Raw genomic sequence first — 19,160 nt, 5'->3', positions numbered from 1 at the left:
GAGGCTGCCGGGCTAGGGCTGTTGCGGCTCGCGGTTGCGCCGGACATGGCTGCGGGCATGCTCTACCGCGGCGTCCAGTTCGCCGAACAGATGCTTGTGGTGCCGTAGCGACTCCAGGACGCCCACCCGGCGGGCCAACTGCAGGTGCCGGTCCTGAATACCCTTGATGAGCACGGTGATGCCCCGGCGCTCCAAGGCAGTGACCAGATCGGCAATGACTTTCGCCCCGGTGGCGTCGAGGATCTGCAGCTGGGACATCCGGATGATCACCACCTGCACGTTACGGATGGCGCCAGCGCGCTCCAAGACGCGGTCCGCCACACCGAAGAACAGGGCGCCGTCCAGCCGGAATACCGCGATCTGCTCATCACCGTCCTGCGCCGGACCGGGGATTTCCTCCCGGTGCACGCCGCTGGAATTGACCAGCGACCGGAGGGCAAAGAACGCCGCCACGACGATGCCGATGACCACGGCCTGGATCAAGTCGAAGGACACGGTAATGATCGCGGTGACGATGAAGACCGTGCTGTCCGCCCGGGTGGAGCCCAGCACGCTGCGCAGGGTGCTGGCGGAGACCATCCGGAAGGCGGTCACCATCAGGACGCCGGACAGCGCCGCCAGCGGGATCTGCGAGACCGGCCCGGTGGCAAAATAGACCACGCCCAGCAACACCAGCGAATGCACGATGGCGGAGGCCCGGGTACGTGCTCCGGCCCGGATATTGACGGCGGTCCGGGCTATGGCGCCGGTGGCCGGCATGCCGCCAAAGAAACCGGAGGCCAGCGAGGCCAGGCCCTGCCCCACCAGTTCGCGGTCCGCGTCGTAGGGCCCGGTGTCTGAGATGGAGGCGGCGACCCGGGCAGAGAGCAATGACTCGATGGCGGCCAGTGCCGCGATGGTCACGGCCGGTCCGGCCAGTGCGGCGACCAAGGCCGGATCGATGGACGGCAGGGACGGGGCCGGCAGGGCACTGGGCAGGGCGCCGATCCGGGCGACCTCCAGCCCGGCCAGCTGGGCCACCAGGGTGGCGACGACGATGCCGATGATCGAACCGGGCAGCTGGGGATGGATTTTGGGTGCCCCCAGCATGATGGCAGCCACGACCAGCACGAGGACGATGGGCCAGAACATGCCGGCCAGGGTTGCGGTGCCCAGTGCCTGGACCGCGGAGACTGCCGCGTTCGTGCTCGGGCCGGGTTCGGTCCCGAAGGCAGCCGGGACTTGCTGCAGGAAAATAATGACGGCGATGCCCAGCGTAAAGCCCTCGATCACCGGCCAGGGGATGAAGCTGACCGCGCGGCCGAGCTTCAGCACGCCGGCCACGAGTACCATGAGGCCCGCCATCAGGGTCACTACGGCCAGCGAGGAAATGCCGTGGCTGGCGATGACCGGCGCCAGCACTACGACCATGGCTCCGGTGGGACCGGACACCTGGATGTTGGAGCCGCCGAAAACAGCGGCGACGATGCCGGCGATGACAGCGGTGATCAGACCGGAGGCGGCGCCCGCGCCTGAGCTAACGCCGAAAGCCAGCGCCAGCGGCAGGGCAACAATGCCGACCGTGATGCCGGCCATGAGGTCGTTTTTCCACGTGCGCGGCAGCTGGGCGTAATCGGCGGCGCCGGGCAGCAGGGCAGCGGCTCCCTTCACAGCTTTCACCTTAAGGGCGCCGATTCTGTGGCGGCTCCTGCTGTTGCGGCTGACTCGCCGACCGGCGGGCCGAAGCCGGCCAGTTGCTGCGTGGTGGTGTGCAGGAGTTGCTGCAGCAGGCTGCGTGCAACGGTCAGCAAGTCGGCTACTTGGGGATAGGCCAGTCGGTAGAAGACCTGAACGCCGCGCCGCTCGGCCAAAACCAGGTTGTGCCGCCGCAGCACGGCTAGATGCTGGGACAAATTAGACGCTTCCTGATGCGTGCCGTGCATCAGATCGGTCACGGTTACTTCAGCCGAATCTGCGAGCAGTTCCAGCACTCGGATCCTCACCGGGTGGGAAAGTCCTTTGAACAGATTCGCCTTGACTTCGTACAGCGGGGCATCGGCAGCGGGAAAGCGGTCCACGGTATTCCTTTAGCAGTTTACTACTTTAGGATTTCATCATATAGCGGTCCAGAGTCCCCGGGACAGCCGGCGCCGCAGCGAAGGGGATCCTCCACGTTGGCCGCCGGAAGTCCTCGTCGAGGCCCGGGCTAGCTTTCGTGCCGGAAGCCGAGCTTGATGGTCACCTGCCAGTCCGAGACCTTGCCCTCGTTGAGGTGGCCGCGTACGGACTTCACCTCGAACCAGTCGAGGTTGCGCAACGTCTTGGATGCTTCGGCGATGGCGTTGGACACCGCGGCGTCGATGCCATCCGGCGACGTTCCCACAATCTCCGTGACGTTGTAAACGTGGTTGGCCATGCTTCCTCCTTGCGGACGTTCCCGGGGTGGACTCCCCGAGGATGTCAGCAACGCTAGCGGCGGGCCTTCCCCCGGTCTAGGTCCGGACGACACGGAAGCAGGGCGGCGCAGCCAGTTGGCCGCGCCAGCGGCGGGTGGTCAGCCGAGCTTGGAGGGCTTGACGCCTTCGTCTTCGGCCGAATCCACCGGCTCGGTGCCGCGCCAGCGGGACACCAAACTCATGCCGTGGAAGATGATCAGTGCGGCTGCGGTGCCCAGCGCGATGCCTTCGAACGTGAGCTCGCCAACCGTCCAGGTGAAGTTGGCAATGCCGACCACCAGGGATACTCCGGCCACGGAGAGGTTGATCGGGTTCGCAAAGTTCACCCTGTTCTGCACCCAGATCCGTACACCGAGGATGCCGATCATGCCGTAGAGCACCACGCCGGCACCGCCCAGGACCCCCACCGGAACGGTGGCGATGGCGGCGCCGAACTTCGGGAACAGGCTGAGCAGGATGGCGACGATGCCTGCCACCCAGTAGGCGGCCGTGGAGTAGACCTTGGACGCTGCCATCACGCCGATGTTCTCGGCGTAGGTGGTGGTACCGGACCCGCCGCCGCTGCCCGCCAGCACGGTGGCCAGGCCGTCGGCCATCAGCGCGCGGCCGGTCACCGGGTCAAGGTCCTGGCCGGTCATCGCCGACACGGACTTCACGTGGCCGATGTTCTCAGCCACCAGCACCAAGACCACGGGGACGAACAGGCCGATCACGGAGATGTGGAACTCCGGGGCATGGAATTGCGGCAGCCCGAACCAATCAGCGTCATTGATCGCGGAGAAGTCCACCTCTCCGCGCAGGACGGCCGCCAGATAACCGACCAGTACGCCCACCAGGATCGAGAGCCGGCCCAGCAGTCCGCGGAACAGCACGGTGGCCAGCAGGATTGCCACGACCGTGATGAGCGCCGTCACCGGCCCCTTCTCGAAGTTGGCCTTGGCTGTCGGTGCCAGGTTGAGTCCGATCAGCGCCACGATGGCACCGGTCACCACCGGCGGCATCACTATATGGATCCAATGCGTGCCGGCCTTGTGCACGATGAGGCCGATCAGGAAGAGCACCGCGCCCGCCATAATCAGGCCGCCGAGCGCTCCGCCCATGCCGTGCTGGTTCATGGCGGCGCTGATCGGAGCAATGAACGCGAAGCTGGAGCCCAGGTAGCTGGGGATACGGCCGGCCGTGATCAGCAGGAACAGGATGGTGCCGACGCCGGAGAAAAGCAACGTGGTGGCCGGCGGAAACCCGGTCAGCAGCGGAACCAGGAAAGTGGCGCCGAACATGGCGATCACATGCTGGGCACCAATGCCGATGGTGCGTGGCCACGTGAGGCGCTCATCGGGAGCGACGAAGCTGCCGGGCTTGATGGTCCTGCCATCTCCGTGGATTTTCCAGTCTGTGCCCAGCCTGCTCATGCGTGTGCCTTCTAACGACAAGGGGGGAATGATTCGTGCAGAATGTTACCGGTGGGTAGCTTGTCGCGGCCGACAGCATGCCCGCACATATTTTAGCGGCAGATCGGATGGCTGCACGGCGGCCCGGAACGAACGGATGAACGTGGGCATTTCAGTAAGCGAACGGACTGTACTCATCACCGGCGGAGCCATGGGAATGGGCCGGCTGTATGCGGAACGCGCGGTGAGCGAGGGTGCCAAGGCCGTCATCCTCTGGGACCGCGACGCCAAAGCCTTGGCGGCTACTGCCGCAGAACTCCAGTCCCTGGGCGGCTCCAGGATCCACACCTATGCGCTCGATGTGTCCTCGCTCGAGGAGGTAACCCAGGCGGCCACGGCAACAATGTCCGACGCGGATGTGCCCGATGTTCTGATCAACAACGCCGGCATTGTGCGCGGCAAGTACTTCTGGGACCACACGGACGCGGATATCGACGCCGTGATGCAGGTCAATACGCTGGCGCCCATGCACGTTACCCGGTCCTTCCTGCCCCGGATGATCGAACGGCCCACGCCGGCCCGCATCCTCAACGTCGCCTCGGCCTCCGGCACGCTCGCGGTACCCAAGATGAGCGTCTACACCGCGTCCAAATGGGCCGTGATCGGCTGGAGCGATTCCGTCCGCTTGGAACTGGAGGAGGCAGGCCACGGCCATGTTCGGGTGACCACGCTCATCCCCAGCTACATCAAAACCGGGATGTTCGAAGGAGCGCGCGGGCCGCTGCTCACGCCGCTGATGGAACCCGAATACGTCGTCCACAGGGCCTGGACGGCGCTGATGGAGGGCAAAGCACGGGTGCAGCTTCCCTGGACGGTGCCGCTTGGCAGCGCGCTGCGCGGGCTTCTGCCCCAGCCCATCTGGGACGTTGTGGCCGGGCGGGTCTTCAAGGTCTACCAGTCAATGGACCACTTCACCGGACGGCCGACTCCGAGGCCAGACGCTGCGCCCGCTGCCAACGGCGGCCCCTCCCGAACCAGCGGAAGCGGAACCACCGCGTGAGCGTGCGAACCGACGCCCCTGCCGTAGCAGACACGGTTGCAGCGGTCCGGAAAATCTATGATTCGGGCAGGACACGCCCGCTGGCGTGGCGGCGTGGACAACTGCAAGCCTTGGTCCGGCTGCTGACCGAAGGCGAAGCCGAACTTAGCGCCGCGCTGCAGGCTGACCTCGGCAAGAATGCGCTGGAAAGCTACCTGACCGAAATCTCGATCGTCCGGTCCGAAGCCGGACACGCGCTCAAACACCTTGGCGAGTGGACCCGCAGCCGCCGGGTGCCGGTCCCGCTGGGCTTGCTGCCGGCGTCGGCGCGGACCGAACCGCAGCCGCTGGGTGTGGTGCTCATCATCGCGCCGTGGAACTACCCGGTCCAGCTGCTCCTGGCACCGCTGGCCGGGGCCCTGGCGGCGGGCAACGCGGCTGTACTCAAGCCCAGCGAACTGGCGCCGGCCACGTCCCGGACCTTGGCGCGACTGCTGCCCGCATACTTGGATCCCGAGGCGGTCACGGTGGTGCAAGGCGGGCGGGAGGAGTCCACGGCGCTGCTTGCCGAACGCTTCGACCACATCTTCTTCACCGGCGGGGAACAGGTGGGCAAGGTGGTCCTGCGCGCTGCAGCCGAGCACCTGACCCCGGTGACCCTCGAGCTGGGCGGCAAGTCCCCCGCCGTCGTGATGGGCGGCAATCTGCGCGCCGCCGCGCGCCGACTGGTCTATGGGAAGCTGCTGAACGCGGGCCAAACCTGCGTCGCGCCGGACTATGTCCTGACAACCGAAGCGTTGGCGCCGTCGCTGGTGAAGCAGCTCGGTAGGGCCGTCCGCGAGATGTTCGGCGAAGACCCGGCCAAGAGCGCGGACTTCGGCCGGATAGTGAACGAAGGCCACTTCGATAGGCTGGCGTCCTACCTGGCGGACGGTACGGTGGCGTCCGGCGGGCGGACCGACCGGGAGCAGCTGTACATCGAACCCACCGTGCTGACCAAGGTCTCCCCGGACGCTGCAGTGATGCAGGAGGAGATCTTCGGACCGATCCTGCCCGTCCTGACCGTTGCAGACCTTGGCGAGGCGATGAGCTTCATCAACTCCCGGCCGGCACCGCTGGCCGCCTATCTGTATTCATCCTCCGATGCCGAGCAGCGCCGCTTCGAGCACGGGATCCGGGCCGGGAGCATCAGTCACAACGCCAGCACCATCCAGCTGGCCGTGCCGGAGCTGCCCTTCGGAGGCGCTGGCGCCAGCGGAATGGGCGCCTACCACGGCAAACACTCCTTCGATACGTTCAGCCAGCTCCGCCCGGTCTTTTCCAAGGGGACGCTGCTGGACACGCTGCGTGTTGCCTACCCCCGGTACAGCGCGGCCAAGACCCGGATCCTCCGCCGCCTGCTCTAGGCCGGTGCCCACGACCCCCTCCGCCGGCGCGGAGGGGGCAAGGTCATGCCGCTAGGCGATGACGGCGTCCACAATCGCCTTGGCTTCTGCCTGCACCTGCACCAGATGCTCCGACCCGCGGAACGATTCGGCATAGATCTTGTACACGTCCTCGGTGCCGGAGGGCCGCGCTGCAAACCAGGCGTTTTCGGTGGTGACCTTGAGGCCGCCGATGGCCGCGCCGTTGCCCGGCGCTTCGGTCAGCTTGGCGGTGATGGGCTCGCCGGCCAGCTCCGTGGCGGCCACGTCCGCGGCGGACAGCTTGGCCAGTGCGGCCTTCTGCTCCCGGGTCGCTGCGGCGTCGATGCGGGCGTACGACGGCGATCCGAACTTTGCGGTCAGCCCGCCGTAGAGTTCTGACGGCGATTTCCCGGTGACGGCGCTGATTTCGGAAGCCAGCAGCGCCAGCAGGATGCCGTCCTTGTCGGTGGACCACGGCTTGCCGTCGAAGCGGACAAACGAGGCCCCGGCAGACTCCTCGCCGCCAAAGACGCCCTCGCCGGAGAGCAGGCCGGGCACGAACCATTTGAAGCCCACCGGCACTTCCACCAGCCGCCGGCCCAGGCCGGCCGCCACCCGGTCGATCATCGAGGAGGAGACCAGCGTCTTGCCCACCGCAGCACCGGCCGGCCAATCCGGCCGGTGCGTGTAGAGGTAGTCGATGGCCACGGCCAGGTAGTGGTTCGGGTTCATCAGCCCGGCGTCGGGGGTGACGATCCCGTGCCGGTCAGCATCGGCGTCGTTCCCGGTGGCAATGTCATAGGCGGCACCGCCGCCGCGCACCGCGTTGATCAGCGACGCCATGGCCGACGGCGAGGAACAGTCCATCCGGATCTTCTCGTCCCAGTCCAGCGTCATGAACGCCCACTGCGGGTCCACCGTCGGGTTGACCACCGTCAGGTCCAGCCGGTGCCGCTCGGCGATGGCACCCCAGTAATCCACAGAGGCCCCGCCCATCGGGTCCGCGCCGATCCGCACGCCGGCGTTGCGGATGGCATCCAGATCCAGCACCTGGGGCAGGTCGTCCACGTAGGCGCCGAGGAAATCGTAGGTTCCCACCGCACCGGAGAACTGCGCCTGCCCCAGCGTCATCCGCTTCACCCCGCGCAGGCCGCCTTCCAGCAGCTCATTGGCGCGGGCGGCGATCCAGCCCGTGGCGTCCGAGTCCGCGGGGCCGCCATGCGGCGGGTTGTACTTGAAGCCGCCGTCGCCGGGCGGATTGTGCGAGGGGGTGATCACGATCCCGTCGCCCTGGGCATCGGGATGGGCGGCGTTGTGGGTCAGGATGGCGTGGCTGATGGCCGGCGTCGGAGTCCAGCCGGTGCGGGCGTCGACCAGCACGGTGACGCCGTTCCCGGCCAGGACTTCCAGGGCGGTGTCCTGGGCCGGATCGGACAGAGAATGCGTGTCTTTGCCGACGAACAGCGGGCCGGCAATCCCCTGGCCGGCGCGGTACTCCACGATCGCCTGGGTGATGGCGGCGATGTGGTCCTCGTTGAAGGAGGCCTTCAGGCTGGAGCCGCGGTGCCCGGAGGTGCCGAAGGCCACGCGATGGGCGGGGTCGGCCGGATCCGGCTTGATGTCGAAGTAGGCGTCCCGCAGCGCGGTCAGGTCTACAAGGTCGCTGGGGAGGGCTACGGTGCCCGCACGGTTTGCCATGCCACAAGCATGCCAAAAAACCCGGGGATCCGTAGCGGTCCGTGACGTATCCGCCGCCACACCGGCAGATCCGGGGCCGCGCCTAGACTGGAGGGGCACCCGCATAACAGCTGCGCCCAGCGGCGAAACCACCCCAGGGGGAATCCAGAGCATGTCCGGCACGGAAAACAGGCCGCCCTTCAACGACCCGAAGCATCCGGGCTGGTACACGGATCCGAACGCGGGCCAGGCCATGCCGCAGCCGCCGGCGCTGCCCGACGCCCCCCATCCGTACGCCTACCAGCCCGGCCCCGGCGCCCAGCCGTATGCAGGCCAGCAGCCCTACGGCGGCCCGGACTACAACCAGCCGATGTATTACACGCCGCAGGCCCAGCCGAAGGGCCTGAGCATTGCGGCGCTGGTGCTGGGCATCGTCTCCGTGGTGACGTTCGGATTCATGTTCGTCCCGCAGATCCTGGCCATCGTGTTCGGTCACATCGCGCTGGGCAAGGAACCGGCCGCGCGCAGCCTGGCGCTGGCCGGCCTGATCATGGGTTACGCGGTGACCGGCATCTGGTGCCTGCTGATCTTCATCGGCGTCCTCGGCAGCATCTAACCCGCCCAGCCCACCCGCTGGCCCACTTCCGCCATTGACTATTCAGCTCCGGCCCTTCTGAACGCTCAGAAGGGCCGGAGCTGAATAGTGGATGAGTAAGACGCCGCTAACGACGGCGATGCCCGGGTGAGGATCCAATCCTCACCCGGGCATCGCCGTCGTGCTTAAGACCCGTTGTTAGCGGATGCCGCCCATCAGCTTCTTCAGCGACGGCACGGCGGCGGCCAGGCCGACGCCCAGGATGATCGCCACCACGCCGATGAAGCCGAAGTACGGGGCTTCATTGGTCGGGTCGTAGTAGCCGGCCAGGATGCCGGCCAGCGTGGTGCCCAGCGAGATGGACAGCAGGAACAGCGCCACCATCTGGGTCTGGAATGCCTTCGGGGCCAACTTGGTGGAGACCGAGGAGCCGGTGGGGGAGAGGAACAGCTCCGCCATCGTGAACAGGAACAGGATGCCGACCATCGCCAGCAGCGGGGTGGAGTTGGCGCCGCCGCCGGCCAGCGGAATGAAGGCCAGGAACGCCAGGCCCATGACCACCAGGCCCAGAGCGAACTTCATCGGCGAGCTGGGCTGCTTCGGGCCGAGCTTGGTCCATACTGCGGCAAAGATGCCTGCGAAGATGATGATGAAGACCGGGTTGATGGACTGCACCCAGCTGGCCGGCATTTCCCAGCCGCCCAGCGAGCGGTCCAGCTGTTTGTCCGCGTACAGCGCCACCACGGTGAACTGCTGCTGGAACAGCGCCCAGAACGCGGCGGAGGCGATAAACAGCGGGATGAAGGCGTACACCCGCTTGCGCTCCACGCCGTCCACCTGCTTGCTGGAGAGGATCACCACGAAGTACACGACGGCGGCGATGATCGCCAGCCAGGCCATGATCGGGGCAAGGTTTTCGGCGGTGACAAAGCCGAACGCCACCAGCAGCACAATCACGACGACGCTGGCCACGGCCACGGCGGCGACCTTGCCGTAGTTGCCGCGCGGCAGCGGGTTGGCCACGTGGTGCGAGGCCTCGGGGAGGTTCTTGCGGGTCAGCGCGTACTGGGTGAGGCCGATTGCCATGCCCAGCGCGGCCAGGCCGAAGCCGTAGTGGAAGCCAAGCTGCACCTGGGCCAGGCCGGTGAGCAGCGGGCCGAACAGGCCGCCGATGTTCACGCCCATGTAGAAAATGGAGAAGCCGGCATCGCGGCGGTCGTCCTTCAGGCTGTACAGCGAGCCGACCAGCGAGCTGGCGGTGGCCTTCAGGCCGCCGGAGCCGATGGCCACCAGGACAAGGCCGACGGCCAGTCCCACGCCGCCCGGAAGCACGGCCAGCGCGATGTGCCCCAGCATCACCATGATGCCGGTGAAGAAGAGAACCTTCTCGGAACCCAGGATGCGGTCGGCAACCCACGCGCCCAGGATGGAGGAGAGGTAAACGCCGCCGCCGTAGGCGCCCACCAGGCCGGTGGCGATGCCTTCGTCGATCCCCAGGCCGCCCTCGGCGACCGAGTAGTACATGTAGTAGAGCAGGATGCCCTGCATGCCGTAGAAGGAGAAACGCTCCCAGAGTTCTACGGAGAAAAGATTGGCCAGCATCCGCGGATGCCCGAAGAATGTTTTGCCGGTCTGACTGGACTTTATAGCTTGTTCCGGCTGCGGATTCCCGGACTGCACGGTATTGCTCACGGTGTTCAATTCTGACACTCAGCGACACGCATTGTCATATCCTTGCCGCGCGCAGGCGCGGGTGCTAATGCGTTTCCGCAGGTCAGCGCGGGGTTCTCCGGCGAGTCAGCGGACGTTCTCCAGCTGGGCGGCAACGGCCAGCAGTGCGCCCTCGGAGCCCGGCTTGCCGATCAGCTGGACCCCCATGGACAAGCCCTCTTCGGTGCTGCTGACCGGCACGGCAATGGCGGGCAGGCCGCAGACGTTGACCATTGATGTGAACGGCGAATATTGGCATTGGCGCATGTAGTCAACGTCCGCGCGGGTGGAGGTGTACCAGCCCACCGGCCGCGGCGTTTGAGCCAGCGCCGGCGTGAGCATCAGGTCGTAGCGGCCGAACTGCGCCCGGGTGTCGTCCTGGAAGCGCGCAAGCACGGACAAAGCCTCCGCCAGCGCCTGGGGTGTGCGCTTCATGGCGCGGCGCCGGAAGGCCCGGGTGAGCGGCATGAGTTGCGCTTCGCGCCCGGCCGGCAGCTCCAGCCGGGCCAGGCCGGCGGTCCATACTGTGGCGAAGGCGTCCGGGTAGCGGTTGTCGTAGCGGACCTCAGCGTCCGCCAGATCGTGGCCCAGCCCCTGCAGCAACTCCAGGGCCGTCTCCAGTGCTTGGCTCGCCTCCGGCTCCAGCGAGAGCGGGTAGGCGGACTCGAACGGGGAGTCGGTGCTCACACCGATCCGGAAGCGGCCTTCGGCGCGGCGAGCGGCGCCGAGGAAATCCGGTTCAGCGCCGGAGGCCGCCCGGGCCGAGGGTTCGTCGGCCATGGCGTCCATGAGCAGGCCCGCGTCGGCTACGGTGCGGGCCAAGGGGCCCGCCACCACCAGCTGGCCGGCGTCGTCGCCGGTAGTGCCGGCGGGCAGCCGGCCGCGCCCGGGTTTGAGCCCCACCAGCCCGGTGGCGGCCGCGGGGATCCGCACCGAGCCGCCGCCGTCGGAGCCCGGCGCGAACGGCAGCATGCCCGCGGCGACGGCCGCGGCGCTGCCGCCGGAGGAACCGCCCGGGCTCAGTGTAGGATCCAGCGGGTTGCGGGCCGGAGGCGCCACGCGGTTCTCGCTGTAGGAGGTCAGGCCGAATTCCGGCACCTGGGTCTTGCCCAGGGTGATGCTGCCGGCGGATTCGAGCACCTCGACCAGGGGGTGGTTCGCCAGCGCCGGCCGGTGATCCAGCGCGGCGCTGCCGTGCGTTGTCGGGAGGCCGGCCACGTCGGTGAGGTCCTTGTACGCCAACGGAAGTCCGTGCAGCCGGCCCAGCGTCCCGCCGCGGGCCTGGTGGTCGTCCGCGGCGCGCGCCTGCTTGAGCGCCTGGTCGGCGCCGACCGTGATGAAGGCGCCGAGCCGCGGATTAAGCGCCTCGATCCGGCGGAGATAGTGGTCCGTCAGTTCCCGGGCCGACAGTTCGCCGCGGGCCACGGCGTCGCGCTGGGCAACCGCCGTCAAATCATGCAATGCAGTCATCGCCCGTAACTGTAGCCCCGGGCGGTGGTGCGGGCCAATCCCCCTGTGTCCCGCTGCGGGCAGCCTGTCCCGTTCAGCCGAGGAAGCGGGCTTCGATCGGCTCCTCGACGGCGATGGCTTCGGGCCCGTCGCCGGCCTGGGCGGTCACCCGGTAGGCCAGCTTCCCTTCGGTCTCGCTCACCGCCCCCGCCAACTCGATGCCGTGGTAGACCAGCCCCACGCCGTCGTCGGTGCAATGTGTTTCGCCCAGGATGCCGTCCGCCACCAGTCGGTGCACCAGCGGCCGGCGCTGTGGTTCCGAGTCGTAGTGGACGCCGTTGTCATAGGGCAGCAGCGCCAGGCCGTTGGTGACCGGCCGCAGTTCGGGACCGAAGGAGTCGGTGGTGCCGCCGCGGAACCAGCAGATGGAGCCAGCGGAGACGCCCGCCAGCACCACGCCGGCCTGCCAGACGCGCCGGAAAATGGTATCCAGTCCGTGCACCCGCCACACGGCCAGCAGGTTCGCCACCGAACCGCCTCCCACCCACACCACATCCTGGCCGAGCAGGTGCTCTTCGATGTCGGGTACGTTCGGCATGGTGAACAGGTTCAGATGGCTCAGATCATAGCCGGCCGCGCGGGCTGCCTCGTCCAGTTCGGCCTGGAACCAGCGCTGGTCGCCGCCTGCCGTGCCCAAGTGGGTCAGCCGCGGCGCCCGCCCGGTGGCCCCTGACAGTTCGACGGCGTGGTTTACCAGGTGGTTGAACGCGATCCGGCTGCGCACTCCGGCTTTGAAACCTCCGGACGTGGCCAGGATGGTCGGCTGGTCTGCGGCCATGGGTACCCCTGTCTCGTTAAGGTGCAGCGGACGATCCCACTATAGGCTTGTGATGCGGCCGAATTGCCGGGACGCGTGCTAAAGAAATCATCAGCGGCAGCAGTGGCTGCCGCGGATTGCGGAGGTTGCCATGAGCGATGTCGAGAACGTGGACGTCAACAGCGTAGGCGGCGACGCCACCATTCTGGACGTGCGCGAGGACTATGAATGGGAAGCCGGGCACATCGCCGGCGCGGTGCATATCCCGCTTAACGAATTGCCGGTGCGCCTGGAGGAGCTGGATCCGGACGTGGACCTGCACGTGGTGTGCCGCAGCGGCGGCCGCTCCTTCCGGGCCACGGAATGGCTGAACTCGAACGGATATTCCGCCGTCAACATCCACGGCGGCATGGGGGCCTGGCTCGATGCGGGCAAGCCCATCGTGTCGGAGAACGGGCAGGAGCCCCGGGTCCAGTAATGACCAGCGTCTACACCTTCCTGGGGCCGGAGGGCACCTTTACCGAAGCTGCCCTGCTCCAGGTCCCCGGGGCCGAGGCCGTGCCTCGGATCCCGGCGTCGAACGTGGAGGCCGCCCTGGACGCGGTCCGCTCGGGCGAAGCCAGCGCGGCGATGGTTCCGATCGAGAACTCGGTCGAGGGCGGCGTCAGCGCCACGTTGGACGCGATCGCGGGCGGCGAACCGCTGCAGATCATCGGCGAACAGCTGGTGCCCATCCGGTTTGTACTGGCCGTCCGGCCCGGGACGGAGCGCCATGGGATCTCCGTGGTCTCCACCCATCCGCATGCGTGGGCCCAGTGCCGCACCTGGTGCAGCGAAAACATTCCGCAGGCGGAATATCTTCCGGCGTCGTCCACCGCCGCGGCCGGGGTGGGGCTGTTGGACCCGGCGCCCGGCCACCAGGCCGCGATCTGCTCGCCGCTGGTCGCCCAGCAACGTGGCCTGCAGGTTCTCGCGGACGACATCGGAGACATTCCCGACGCCGTCACCCGCTTCATTCTGGTGAGCCGGCCCGGAGTTCTGCCCGCGCCGACCGGAGCGGATAAAACCACGCTTGTGGTGCCGCTGCCACAAGACCACCCGGGGGCGCTGGTGGCGATCCTGGAGCAGTTGTCCAGCCGGGGCGTCAACCTGAGCAGGATCGAATCCCGGCCAACCGGGCAGTTCCTCGGCGACTATTTCTTCAGCCTGGACGCGGAGGGGCATCTGGCTGAGGAGCGCGTGGCGGACGCGGTGCGCGGGCTGCACCGGCTCAGCCCGGGGCTGAGGTTCCTGGGCTCCTATCCTCGCGCCGACCGCCGCGGCCACGCGGTCCCGCGCAGCAACCAGGACGAAGCGTTCCTGCGGGCCGACGGCTGGGTCAGGGAACTGCTGCAGGCCCGCTGAACACCGGCGGCCGGGGGTATCCGCTGGTTGTTATGGTCAGTATGCTGAGGAAAACTGACCTCGGGACCACAGATCGGAGCAGCATGACACAGCACAACGATAGGGACCAGTACCAGGATGGGGAGCCGACCCCGGAGGAAGCGCTGAACCAGACCGCCAGCGAGAACCGCGCCGGTGACCTCGGGGACCAGGGAAATGACCTGCGCTTCGCCGAGGAGCAGCAGTTGATCAACCAGCAGGCGGCCGGCGAATTCCCGGTTCCCGCGGAGGAAGACCTGCAGCAGCCGGACGCCGAGATCCCGGCCCTCGAAGCGGACGAGCAGCCTATCGACATTCCGGGCGAAGAGCTTCACGACACCGACGAGGCCGACGCCAGCGACGATCCGCTGAATGCCGGCGGCGACGACACCTAAGCCGCCCGGTTTGATCTCCCCCGTGCCGGCAGCGGCTGCACCCGTCTATGCGGCGGGGCGGGCGCTGTCGGCGGAGGGGATCGACTCCGTTCGTACCGCCAGCGACCGGGGCCTGACCTCAACGGTCAGCGACGTGACCGGCCCCGAGGGGTCGCCGTCCAGCTGGGTGCCCATCGGGTCGTGCGCGGTAATCCGGACCGTCCGTCCGCGGTGGTATTCGATCACCGGAATCGGCGCAGCGTGCCGGACCAGGGTCTTGGCAGCGATCCACAGCCAGCCGACCACGCTGCGCGGGCTGAGCACCACGATGTCTATTTCGCCGTCGTCAATTTCCGCGGTGGGGATGAAATCGATTCCCGCCGGAAGCTTCCCGCAGTTGGCCAGCAGGATGCTGCGCACCTTGCGGGGCTGGGCGGGGCCGCCGTCGATGCTGACCATGACCCGCTTGCGCTGACCCGCCAGATGGCGGACACCGGCTTCCGAGTAAGCCACCCAGCCGAACCGGCGTTTGAGGTCGTCCCGGGTGTCGGCCAGCACGTCCGCATCCACCCCGATGCCTGCGATCACCAGGAAACTGTCCTCGACGCGCATCCCCGTGGCCTCGTTCTCCAATGTGATGTCCGCGGTATCGATCTTCCGGATCACACCGTGCAGCGCCACGTTGATGTTGGCCTGCAGGGCACTGGGTTCCAGGCCCAGGTTCCGCGCCAGCAGGTTTCCGGTGCCCAGCGGAAGCACTCCCATCGGCACCTGGGTGCCGGATAATTCCGAGGCAACCACCCGGATGGTGCCGTCCCCGCCGCCGGCAATAACGACGTCGGCCCGCTCCTCCAGGGCCCGTTTTGCCTGCCCATGGCCCGGGTCGTCCGGGGTGGTTTCCAAGACCAGCGGAGCACTCCAGCCGGCGGCCGCGCAGGCCGCCTCCACTTGGCGGCGGGCCTCGGCCGCCCCATTCTTCACCGGGTTCAGGATGAACACCACGCGCTGGTCGGGCAGGACATCAGCCGGCGCGGGATCGGCGGGCCCGGCTCCCAGCCGGCGCCGGGAGGCCCGGCGGACGCCCAGCCAGATCACCACAAAGGCGGCCGCCGCTGCGGCCACGGTGAGGGCAAGTATCCATTCGGCAGGCATCGTGCTCATAGCTTATCCAGCGCCGCACCGAGGGCGGCCCGCGGGACCGGAGGCAGAGCCGGGGGGACCGGATCGAGGGCGGAAGGCCTTTTTGGGTACCCTTAGCAAGTGATCGATGTAAACGAACTCCGCGCCAATCCAGAGATCTTCCGTGCCTCCCAGCGCGCCCGGGGCGCCGACGAGTCCGTCGTCGATGCCGTCATCGCCGCCGACGTGGCACGCCGGGAAGCGATCAACCGGTACGAGGGACTGCGTGCCGAACAGAACGTCTTCGGCAAGAAGGTGGCGCAGGCCAAGGGCGAGGAGAAGGCTGCGCTGCTGGCGCAGGTCAAGGAACTGGCGGCATCGGTCAAGGAGGCGCAGGCGGCATCGGACGCCGCGCAGAACCAGCAGGAGTCGCTGCTGCGCAGCATCCCCAACCGGATTGAGGACGGTGTTCCCGCCGGCGGCGAAGAAGACTTCAACGTGGTCAAGACGGTCGGCAAGCCCCGCGATTTTGGTCCGGACGGCTTCGAGCCGAGGGACCACCTGGCCATCGGCGAACTGATCGGCGCCATCGACATGGAACGCGGGGCCAAGGTCTCCGGTTCCCGCTTCTACTTCCTCAAGGGAGTGGGCGCCCGGCTGGAGATCGCGCTGATGAACATGGCGCTGGACCAGGCCGTGTCCAATGGCTTCATCCCGATGATCACCCCCACGCTGGTTCGCCCGGAAACAATGCAGGGCACCGGCTTCGACGTTGAGCACGACGACGAGATCTACCGCCTGGAGCGCGACAACCTGTACCTGACGGGCACGTCGGAGGTGGCTTTGGCGGGCTACCACGCGGACGAGATCCTGGACCTCTCCGCCGGCCCGACCCGCTATGCCGGCTGGAGCTCCTGCTACCGCCGGGAAGCCGGTGCAGCCGGCAAGGACACCCGGGGCATCATTCGGGTGCACCAGTTCAACAAGCTGGAAATGTTCATCTACTGCCCGGTCGAGGAAGCCGCCGACGAGCACGCACGGCTGCTGGCTTGGGAAGAGGAAATGCTGGCGAAGGTGGAACTGCCCTACCGGGTGATCGATACCGCCGCCGGAGACCTCGGCATGAGCGCGGCCCGCAAGTTCGACTGCGAAGCGTGGGTGCCCACCCAGCAGGCCTACCGGGAGCTGACCTCCACCTCCAACTGCACCACCTTCCAGGCCCGCCGGCTGAACATCCGCGAACGCCAGGTCTCGGCAGAGGGCGAACGGAAGGGCACGCGGGCGGTCGCCACGCTGAACGGAACGCTGGCCACCACGCGCTGGATCGTGGCCATCCTGGAACACCACCAGAACGCCGATGGCTCGGTGAACGTACCCGCCGCCCTGCAGCCCTACTTGGGCGGCATGGAAGTCCTGCCGGTCCTCGGCTGAGAACCGCCTCCGCGGCCAGATCTCGGGCCGGTGGCGTGCGTTGCAGTTCCCCATCCGTTCACCGGGGTGTCATTCGCCCGTAGAAAACTCCCTACCGGTCCGTAGCTTGGTCATGCTTCACTAGGTGGATGACAACTACAGCTGATAAAGCTCACGCTGGCATCGACGACCAGCGGATAGCAGCGAAAAACAAGACAGATCAGTCCAGTGCGGCCCGGCGGAAGAACTTCGTCGAGAACGGGGCCCGCAAGCTGGTGGCCTTGGACGTGGACGGCACCCTGGTCAACCATGACGGCCACATGAGCGACGCGGTGCGCGAAGCGGCCCGCGCCGTCGTCGACGCCGGCCACGAGGTGGTCGTGTCCACCGGGCGGTCGCTGAATGCGACGCTGCCGATCATCGAGTTGATCGGTATGACCAAGGGGTACGCGGTCTGCTCTAACGGCGGTGTCACCCTGCGGATCGACACCTCGCTGGACGCCGGCTACGAGGTGGAAGACCGAGTGACGTTCAATCCCGGCCCGGCCCTGCGCGTGATGCGCTCGAAACTGCCGACCGCAAAGTTCGCGCTGGAGGACGAAGAAGGCAACTTCCTGGCCACCGAGCGCTTCCAGGACGCCAGCTTCGGCATCGAAGCCAAGGGGGTGGACTTCGAGACACTGCTGGAATCCACGGCCGTGCGCGTGGTGGTATCCAGCGCCGAAAACACACCCGAGGAGTTCAAGGCAGCCATCGATACCGCCGGGCTCAAGGGAGTGACCTACTCAGTGGGTTGGACCGCCTGGCTGGACATCGCCGCCAATGGCGTCACCAAGGCCAGCGCACTGGAAGCGCTGCGCCGAAAGCTGGACATTGAGCCGTCGCACACGGTGGCCATGGGCGACGGCCGCAACGACATTGAAATGCTGGACTGGGCCGCCCGCGGGGTGGCCATGGGACAGGCGCCCGAAGAGGTCATCGCCGCCGCCCACGAGGTCACCGGAACGGTGGAGGAAGACGGCGCGGCCCCCATCCTGCTCAGCCTGCTGGACTGATAACGGCTCGAACTGACCCTGCTGGACTGACGTGCCCGGTGCCGCAGCACCGGGCACGACGTTCTTGGTCGCGCCCGGCTTTGCCCGCCCTCGGAAAGCCCCGGCTTTGCCCGGCTTGGGGGTTAGCCGACCAGCGAGACGCCCAGGCTGGCGAGGATGCCGAAGGCGGCCCCCCAGAGTGTGATCGAGACGATCTGCCAGAGGATCACCGCGTTCCTGGACGCTCCAAAGGAGACCATCGCCGCGGAGGTGATCTGGCTGGGCAAGATCGTCTGGCCCAGCAGGCTCACGCCGGCCACCCCGTACTTGTCGAACTGCTTCCGCAATTTCTCGCGGCGGGGCGAGGGCACCCGGGACTCCTTGCCGCTGACAACCTTGGCACGCATGTTGTGGGCGCTGAGCACGAAGACCAACATCGAGACGACGTTGCCCACAATGGCTGCGGCGACCGCGATCACGGGGTTGATGCCGGCGAGGACGCCGATCACCGATCCGAAGTAGGACTCGACGAAGGGGATCGCGGCGGCGAAGACCACACCTACCCACTGCAGGACGGTGGGTAGCGAAGCGGTGAAGTCTTGCAGTGCGTCGATCATTGGTGGGGCCTCTCAAGCTGGTGTGGTGAATCGATTGATCAATTCTCCCAGCCTGAGCGGCCCGTATGCCTTCCGGCTGACGCCGGGCCTATAACGATTTCGCCCTGGATGGCGGAGGACAGAGGGCACCACCCCGCGGGTGCGGGAAGGCCCATCGGCGGGCGTCAGGCTGCGCTGATCCCGAAGAGGCCGATGATCAGGGCCATGACCAGGAAGGTGACCAACTCGTGCACGATGTTCAGCACGGTCAGTCCGGCCGGGCGCCCCTCGAAGGCGTCATGGGTGACAAACCGGGCCGCGGTAAAGCCGGCCCACAGGATCACGGCGGTCAGCACGGTGTTCCAGAGGAAGTTGCCGCCGTAGAAGTCCTGCGCAATCGCAGCCGAGCCAGCCAGCACCCAAGCACTGATGAAGCTGACAATGAGGGTGATGATGATGGGGCGCACGGCGTTCTTGCCTTCGCCGGGGCTGACCTTGGCGACCTTCATCCAGTAGTTACCGAAGACCTTCGGTGTGTACCAGATGGACCCGACGACCATGGTGGAAATGGTGGCCACGATGACCGCCCAGACGTTAATTTCGGGGACCATTTGTGCACTCCTTTGTTCCACGCCACAGACGGGAGCCGCGGCATTCTTTTACGGAGTCTAAGCGCCGCAGGCGCT

Annotated in this window: 19 protein-coding genes; 8 read left to right on the top strand and 11 right to left on the bottom strand. The window is 67.2% G+C overall.

Going from position 1 to position 19,160, the window contains the following annotated elements:
* Positions 1-12 precede the first annotated feature (12 nt).
* From ACWF5H_RS00670 to ACWF5H_RS00655, 4 genes are all read right to left on the bottom strand, one after another.
* On the bottom strand, positions 13-1,650 hold the full coding sequence (locus tag ACWF5H_RS00670; RefSeq protein ID WP_452034187.1) for a SulP family inorganic anion transporter: 1,638 nt from the start codon (positions 1,648-1,650) through the stop codon (positions 13-15).
* 5 nt (positions 1,651-1,655) lie between these two features.
* Positions 1,656-2,057, bottom strand: coding sequence for an ArsR/SmtB family transcription factor (locus ACWF5H_RS00665; RefSeq protein ID WP_452034186.1), 402 nt, complete (start codon positions 2,055-2,057; stop codon positions 1,656-1,658).
* A gap of 128 nt (positions 2,058-2,185) precedes the next feature.
* Positions 2,186-2,395, bottom strand: a complete 210-nt coding sequence (locus tag ACWF5H_RS00660; RefSeq protein WP_127513153.1) for a dodecin — start codon at positions 2,393-2,395, stop codon at positions 2,186-2,188.
* Between the two features lie 138 nt (positions 2,396-2,533).
* The gene (locus tag ACWF5H_RS00655) at positions 2,534-3,847 is read right to left on the bottom strand and encodes a uracil-xanthine permease family protein (RefSeq protein ID WP_452034185.1); all 1,314 of its coding nucleotides are present in this window, start codon (positions 3,845-3,847) and stop codon (positions 2,534-2,536) included.
* A gap of 142 nt (positions 3,848-3,989) precedes the next feature.
* On the opposite strand from ACWF5H_RS00655, the gene ACWF5H_RS00650 reads away from it, so the two are divergent.
* Complete coding sequence (locus ACWF5H_RS00650; RefSeq protein ID WP_452034184.1) at positions 3,990-4,886, top strand: SDR family NAD(P)-dependent oxidoreductase; 897 nt, start codon at positions 3,990-3,992, stop codon at positions 4,884-4,886.
* On the top strand, positions 4,883-6,271 hold the full coding sequence (locus ACWF5H_RS00645; protein WP_452034183.1) for an aldehyde dehydrogenase family protein: 1,389 nt from the start codon (positions 4,883-4,885) through the stop codon (positions 6,269-6,271). Before ACWF5H_RS00650 ends, ACWF5H_RS00645 begins: the two co-directional genes overlap by 4 nt.
* 51 nt (positions 6,272-6,322) lie before the next feature.
* Here the strand turns inward: ACWF5H_RS00645 and pgm are convergent, their stop codons facing one another.
* Positions 6,323-7,969, bottom strand: a complete 1,647-nt coding sequence (gene pgm / locus ACWF5H_RS00640; RefSeq protein ID WP_452034182.1) for a phosphoglucomutase (alpha-D-glucose-1,6-bisphosphate-dependent) — start codon at positions 7,967-7,969, stop codon at positions 6,323-6,325.
* A gap of 151 nt (positions 7,970-8,120) precedes the next feature.
* On the opposite strand from pgm, the gene ACWF5H_RS00635 reads away from it, so the two are divergent.
* Positions 8,121-8,564 (top strand): DUF4190 domain-containing protein, encoded by a 444-nt coding sequence (locus tag ACWF5H_RS00635; RefSeq protein ID WP_452034181.1) that lies wholly within the window; start codon positions 8,121-8,123, stop codon positions 8,562-8,564.
* A gap of 177 nt (positions 8,565-8,741) precedes the next feature.
* Here the strand turns inward: ACWF5H_RS00635 and ACWF5H_RS00630 are convergent, their stop codons facing one another.
* The 3 genes from ACWF5H_RS00630 to ACWF5H_RS00620 form a co-directional block, all read right to left on the bottom strand.
* The gene (locus tag ACWF5H_RS00630; RefSeq protein ID WP_452035291.1) at positions 8,742-10,145 is read right to left on the bottom strand and encodes a peptide MFS transporter; all 1,404 of its coding nucleotides are present in this window, start codon (positions 10,143-10,145) and stop codon (positions 8,742-8,744) included.
* A 195-nt stretch (positions 10,146-10,340) separates the two neighbouring features.
* The gene (locus ACWF5H_RS00625; protein WP_452034180.1) at positions 10,341-11,723 is read right to left on the bottom strand and encodes an amidase; all 1,383 of its coding nucleotides are present in this window, start codon (positions 11,721-11,723) and stop codon (positions 10,341-10,343) included.
* A 73-nt stretch (positions 11,724-11,796) separates the two neighbouring features.
* Complete coding sequence (locus tag ACWF5H_RS00620; protein ID WP_452034179.1) at positions 11,797-12,540, bottom strand: Type 1 glutamine amidotransferase-like domain-containing protein; 744 nt, start codon at positions 12,538-12,540, stop codon at positions 11,797-11,799.
* Between the two features lie 130 nt (positions 12,541-12,670).
* On the opposite strand from ACWF5H_RS00620, the gene ACWF5H_RS00615 reads away from it, so the two are divergent.
* From ACWF5H_RS00615 to ACWF5H_RS00605, 3 genes are all read left to right on the top strand, one after another.
* On the top strand, positions 12,671-12,997 hold the full coding sequence (locus tag ACWF5H_RS00615) for a rhodanese-like domain-containing protein (protein ID WP_364651725.1): 327 nt from the start codon (positions 12,671-12,673) through the stop codon (positions 12,995-12,997).
* On the top strand, positions 12,997-13,923 hold the full coding sequence (pheA, locus tag ACWF5H_RS00610; RefSeq protein WP_452034178.1) for a prephenate dehydratase: 927 nt from the start codon (positions 12,997-12,999) through the stop codon (positions 13,921-13,923). Before ACWF5H_RS00615 ends, pheA begins: the two co-directional genes overlap by 1 nt.
* 83 nt (positions 13,924-14,006) lie before the next feature.
* Positions 14,007-14,336, top strand: a complete 330-nt coding sequence (locus ACWF5H_RS00605) for a hypothetical protein (protein WP_452034177.1) — start codon at positions 14,007-14,009, stop codon at positions 14,334-14,336.
* A 45-nt stretch (positions 14,337-14,381) separates the two neighbouring features.
* Here ACWF5H_RS00605 and ACWF5H_RS00600 read toward each other — a convergent pair whose 3' ends face one another.
* Positions 14,382-15,476 (bottom strand): diacylglycerol/lipid kinase family protein, encoded by a 1,095-nt coding sequence (locus ACWF5H_RS00600; RefSeq protein ID WP_452034176.1) that lies wholly within the window; start codon positions 15,474-15,476, stop codon positions 14,382-14,384.
* Positions 15,477-15,575: 99 nt separating this feature from the next.
* Between ACWF5H_RS00600 and serS the strand changes: the two genes are divergently transcribed.
* Both serS and ACWF5H_RS00590 read left to right on the top strand, forming a co-directional pair.
* Complete coding sequence (serS, locus tag ACWF5H_RS00595; RefSeq protein WP_452034175.1) at positions 15,576-16,865, top strand: serine--tRNA ligase; 1,290 nt, start codon at positions 15,576-15,578, stop codon at positions 16,863-16,865.
* Between the two features lie 128 nt (positions 16,866-16,993).
* Positions 16,994-17,899, top strand: coding sequence for an HAD family hydrolase (locus tag ACWF5H_RS00590; RefSeq protein ID WP_364651715.1), 906 nt, complete (start codon positions 16,994-16,996; stop codon positions 17,897-17,899).
* Between the two features lie 122 nt (positions 17,900-18,021).
* On the opposite strand, the gene ACWF5H_RS00585 is transcribed toward ACWF5H_RS00590, so the two are convergent.
* Entirely contained in the window at positions 18,022-18,495 is a 474-nt protein-coding gene (locus tag ACWF5H_RS00585; RefSeq protein ID WP_452034174.1) for a hypothetical protein, read from the bottom strand.
* Between the two features lie 164 nt (positions 18,496-18,659).
* Positions 18,660-19,085: a DUF1761 domain-containing protein gene (locus ACWF5H_RS00580; RefSeq protein WP_452034173.1), complete on the bottom strand. Its 426-nt coding sequence runs from the start codon at positions 19,083-19,085 to the stop codon at positions 18,660-18,662.
* Between the last annotated feature and the right edge of the window lie 75 nt (positions 19,086-19,160).

This window comes from Arthrobacter sp. NPDC055138, from assembly GCF_053607305.1.
Note: the sequence above shows the minus strand (reverse complement) of the source record. Positions and strands in the feature narration are given on the sequence as shown.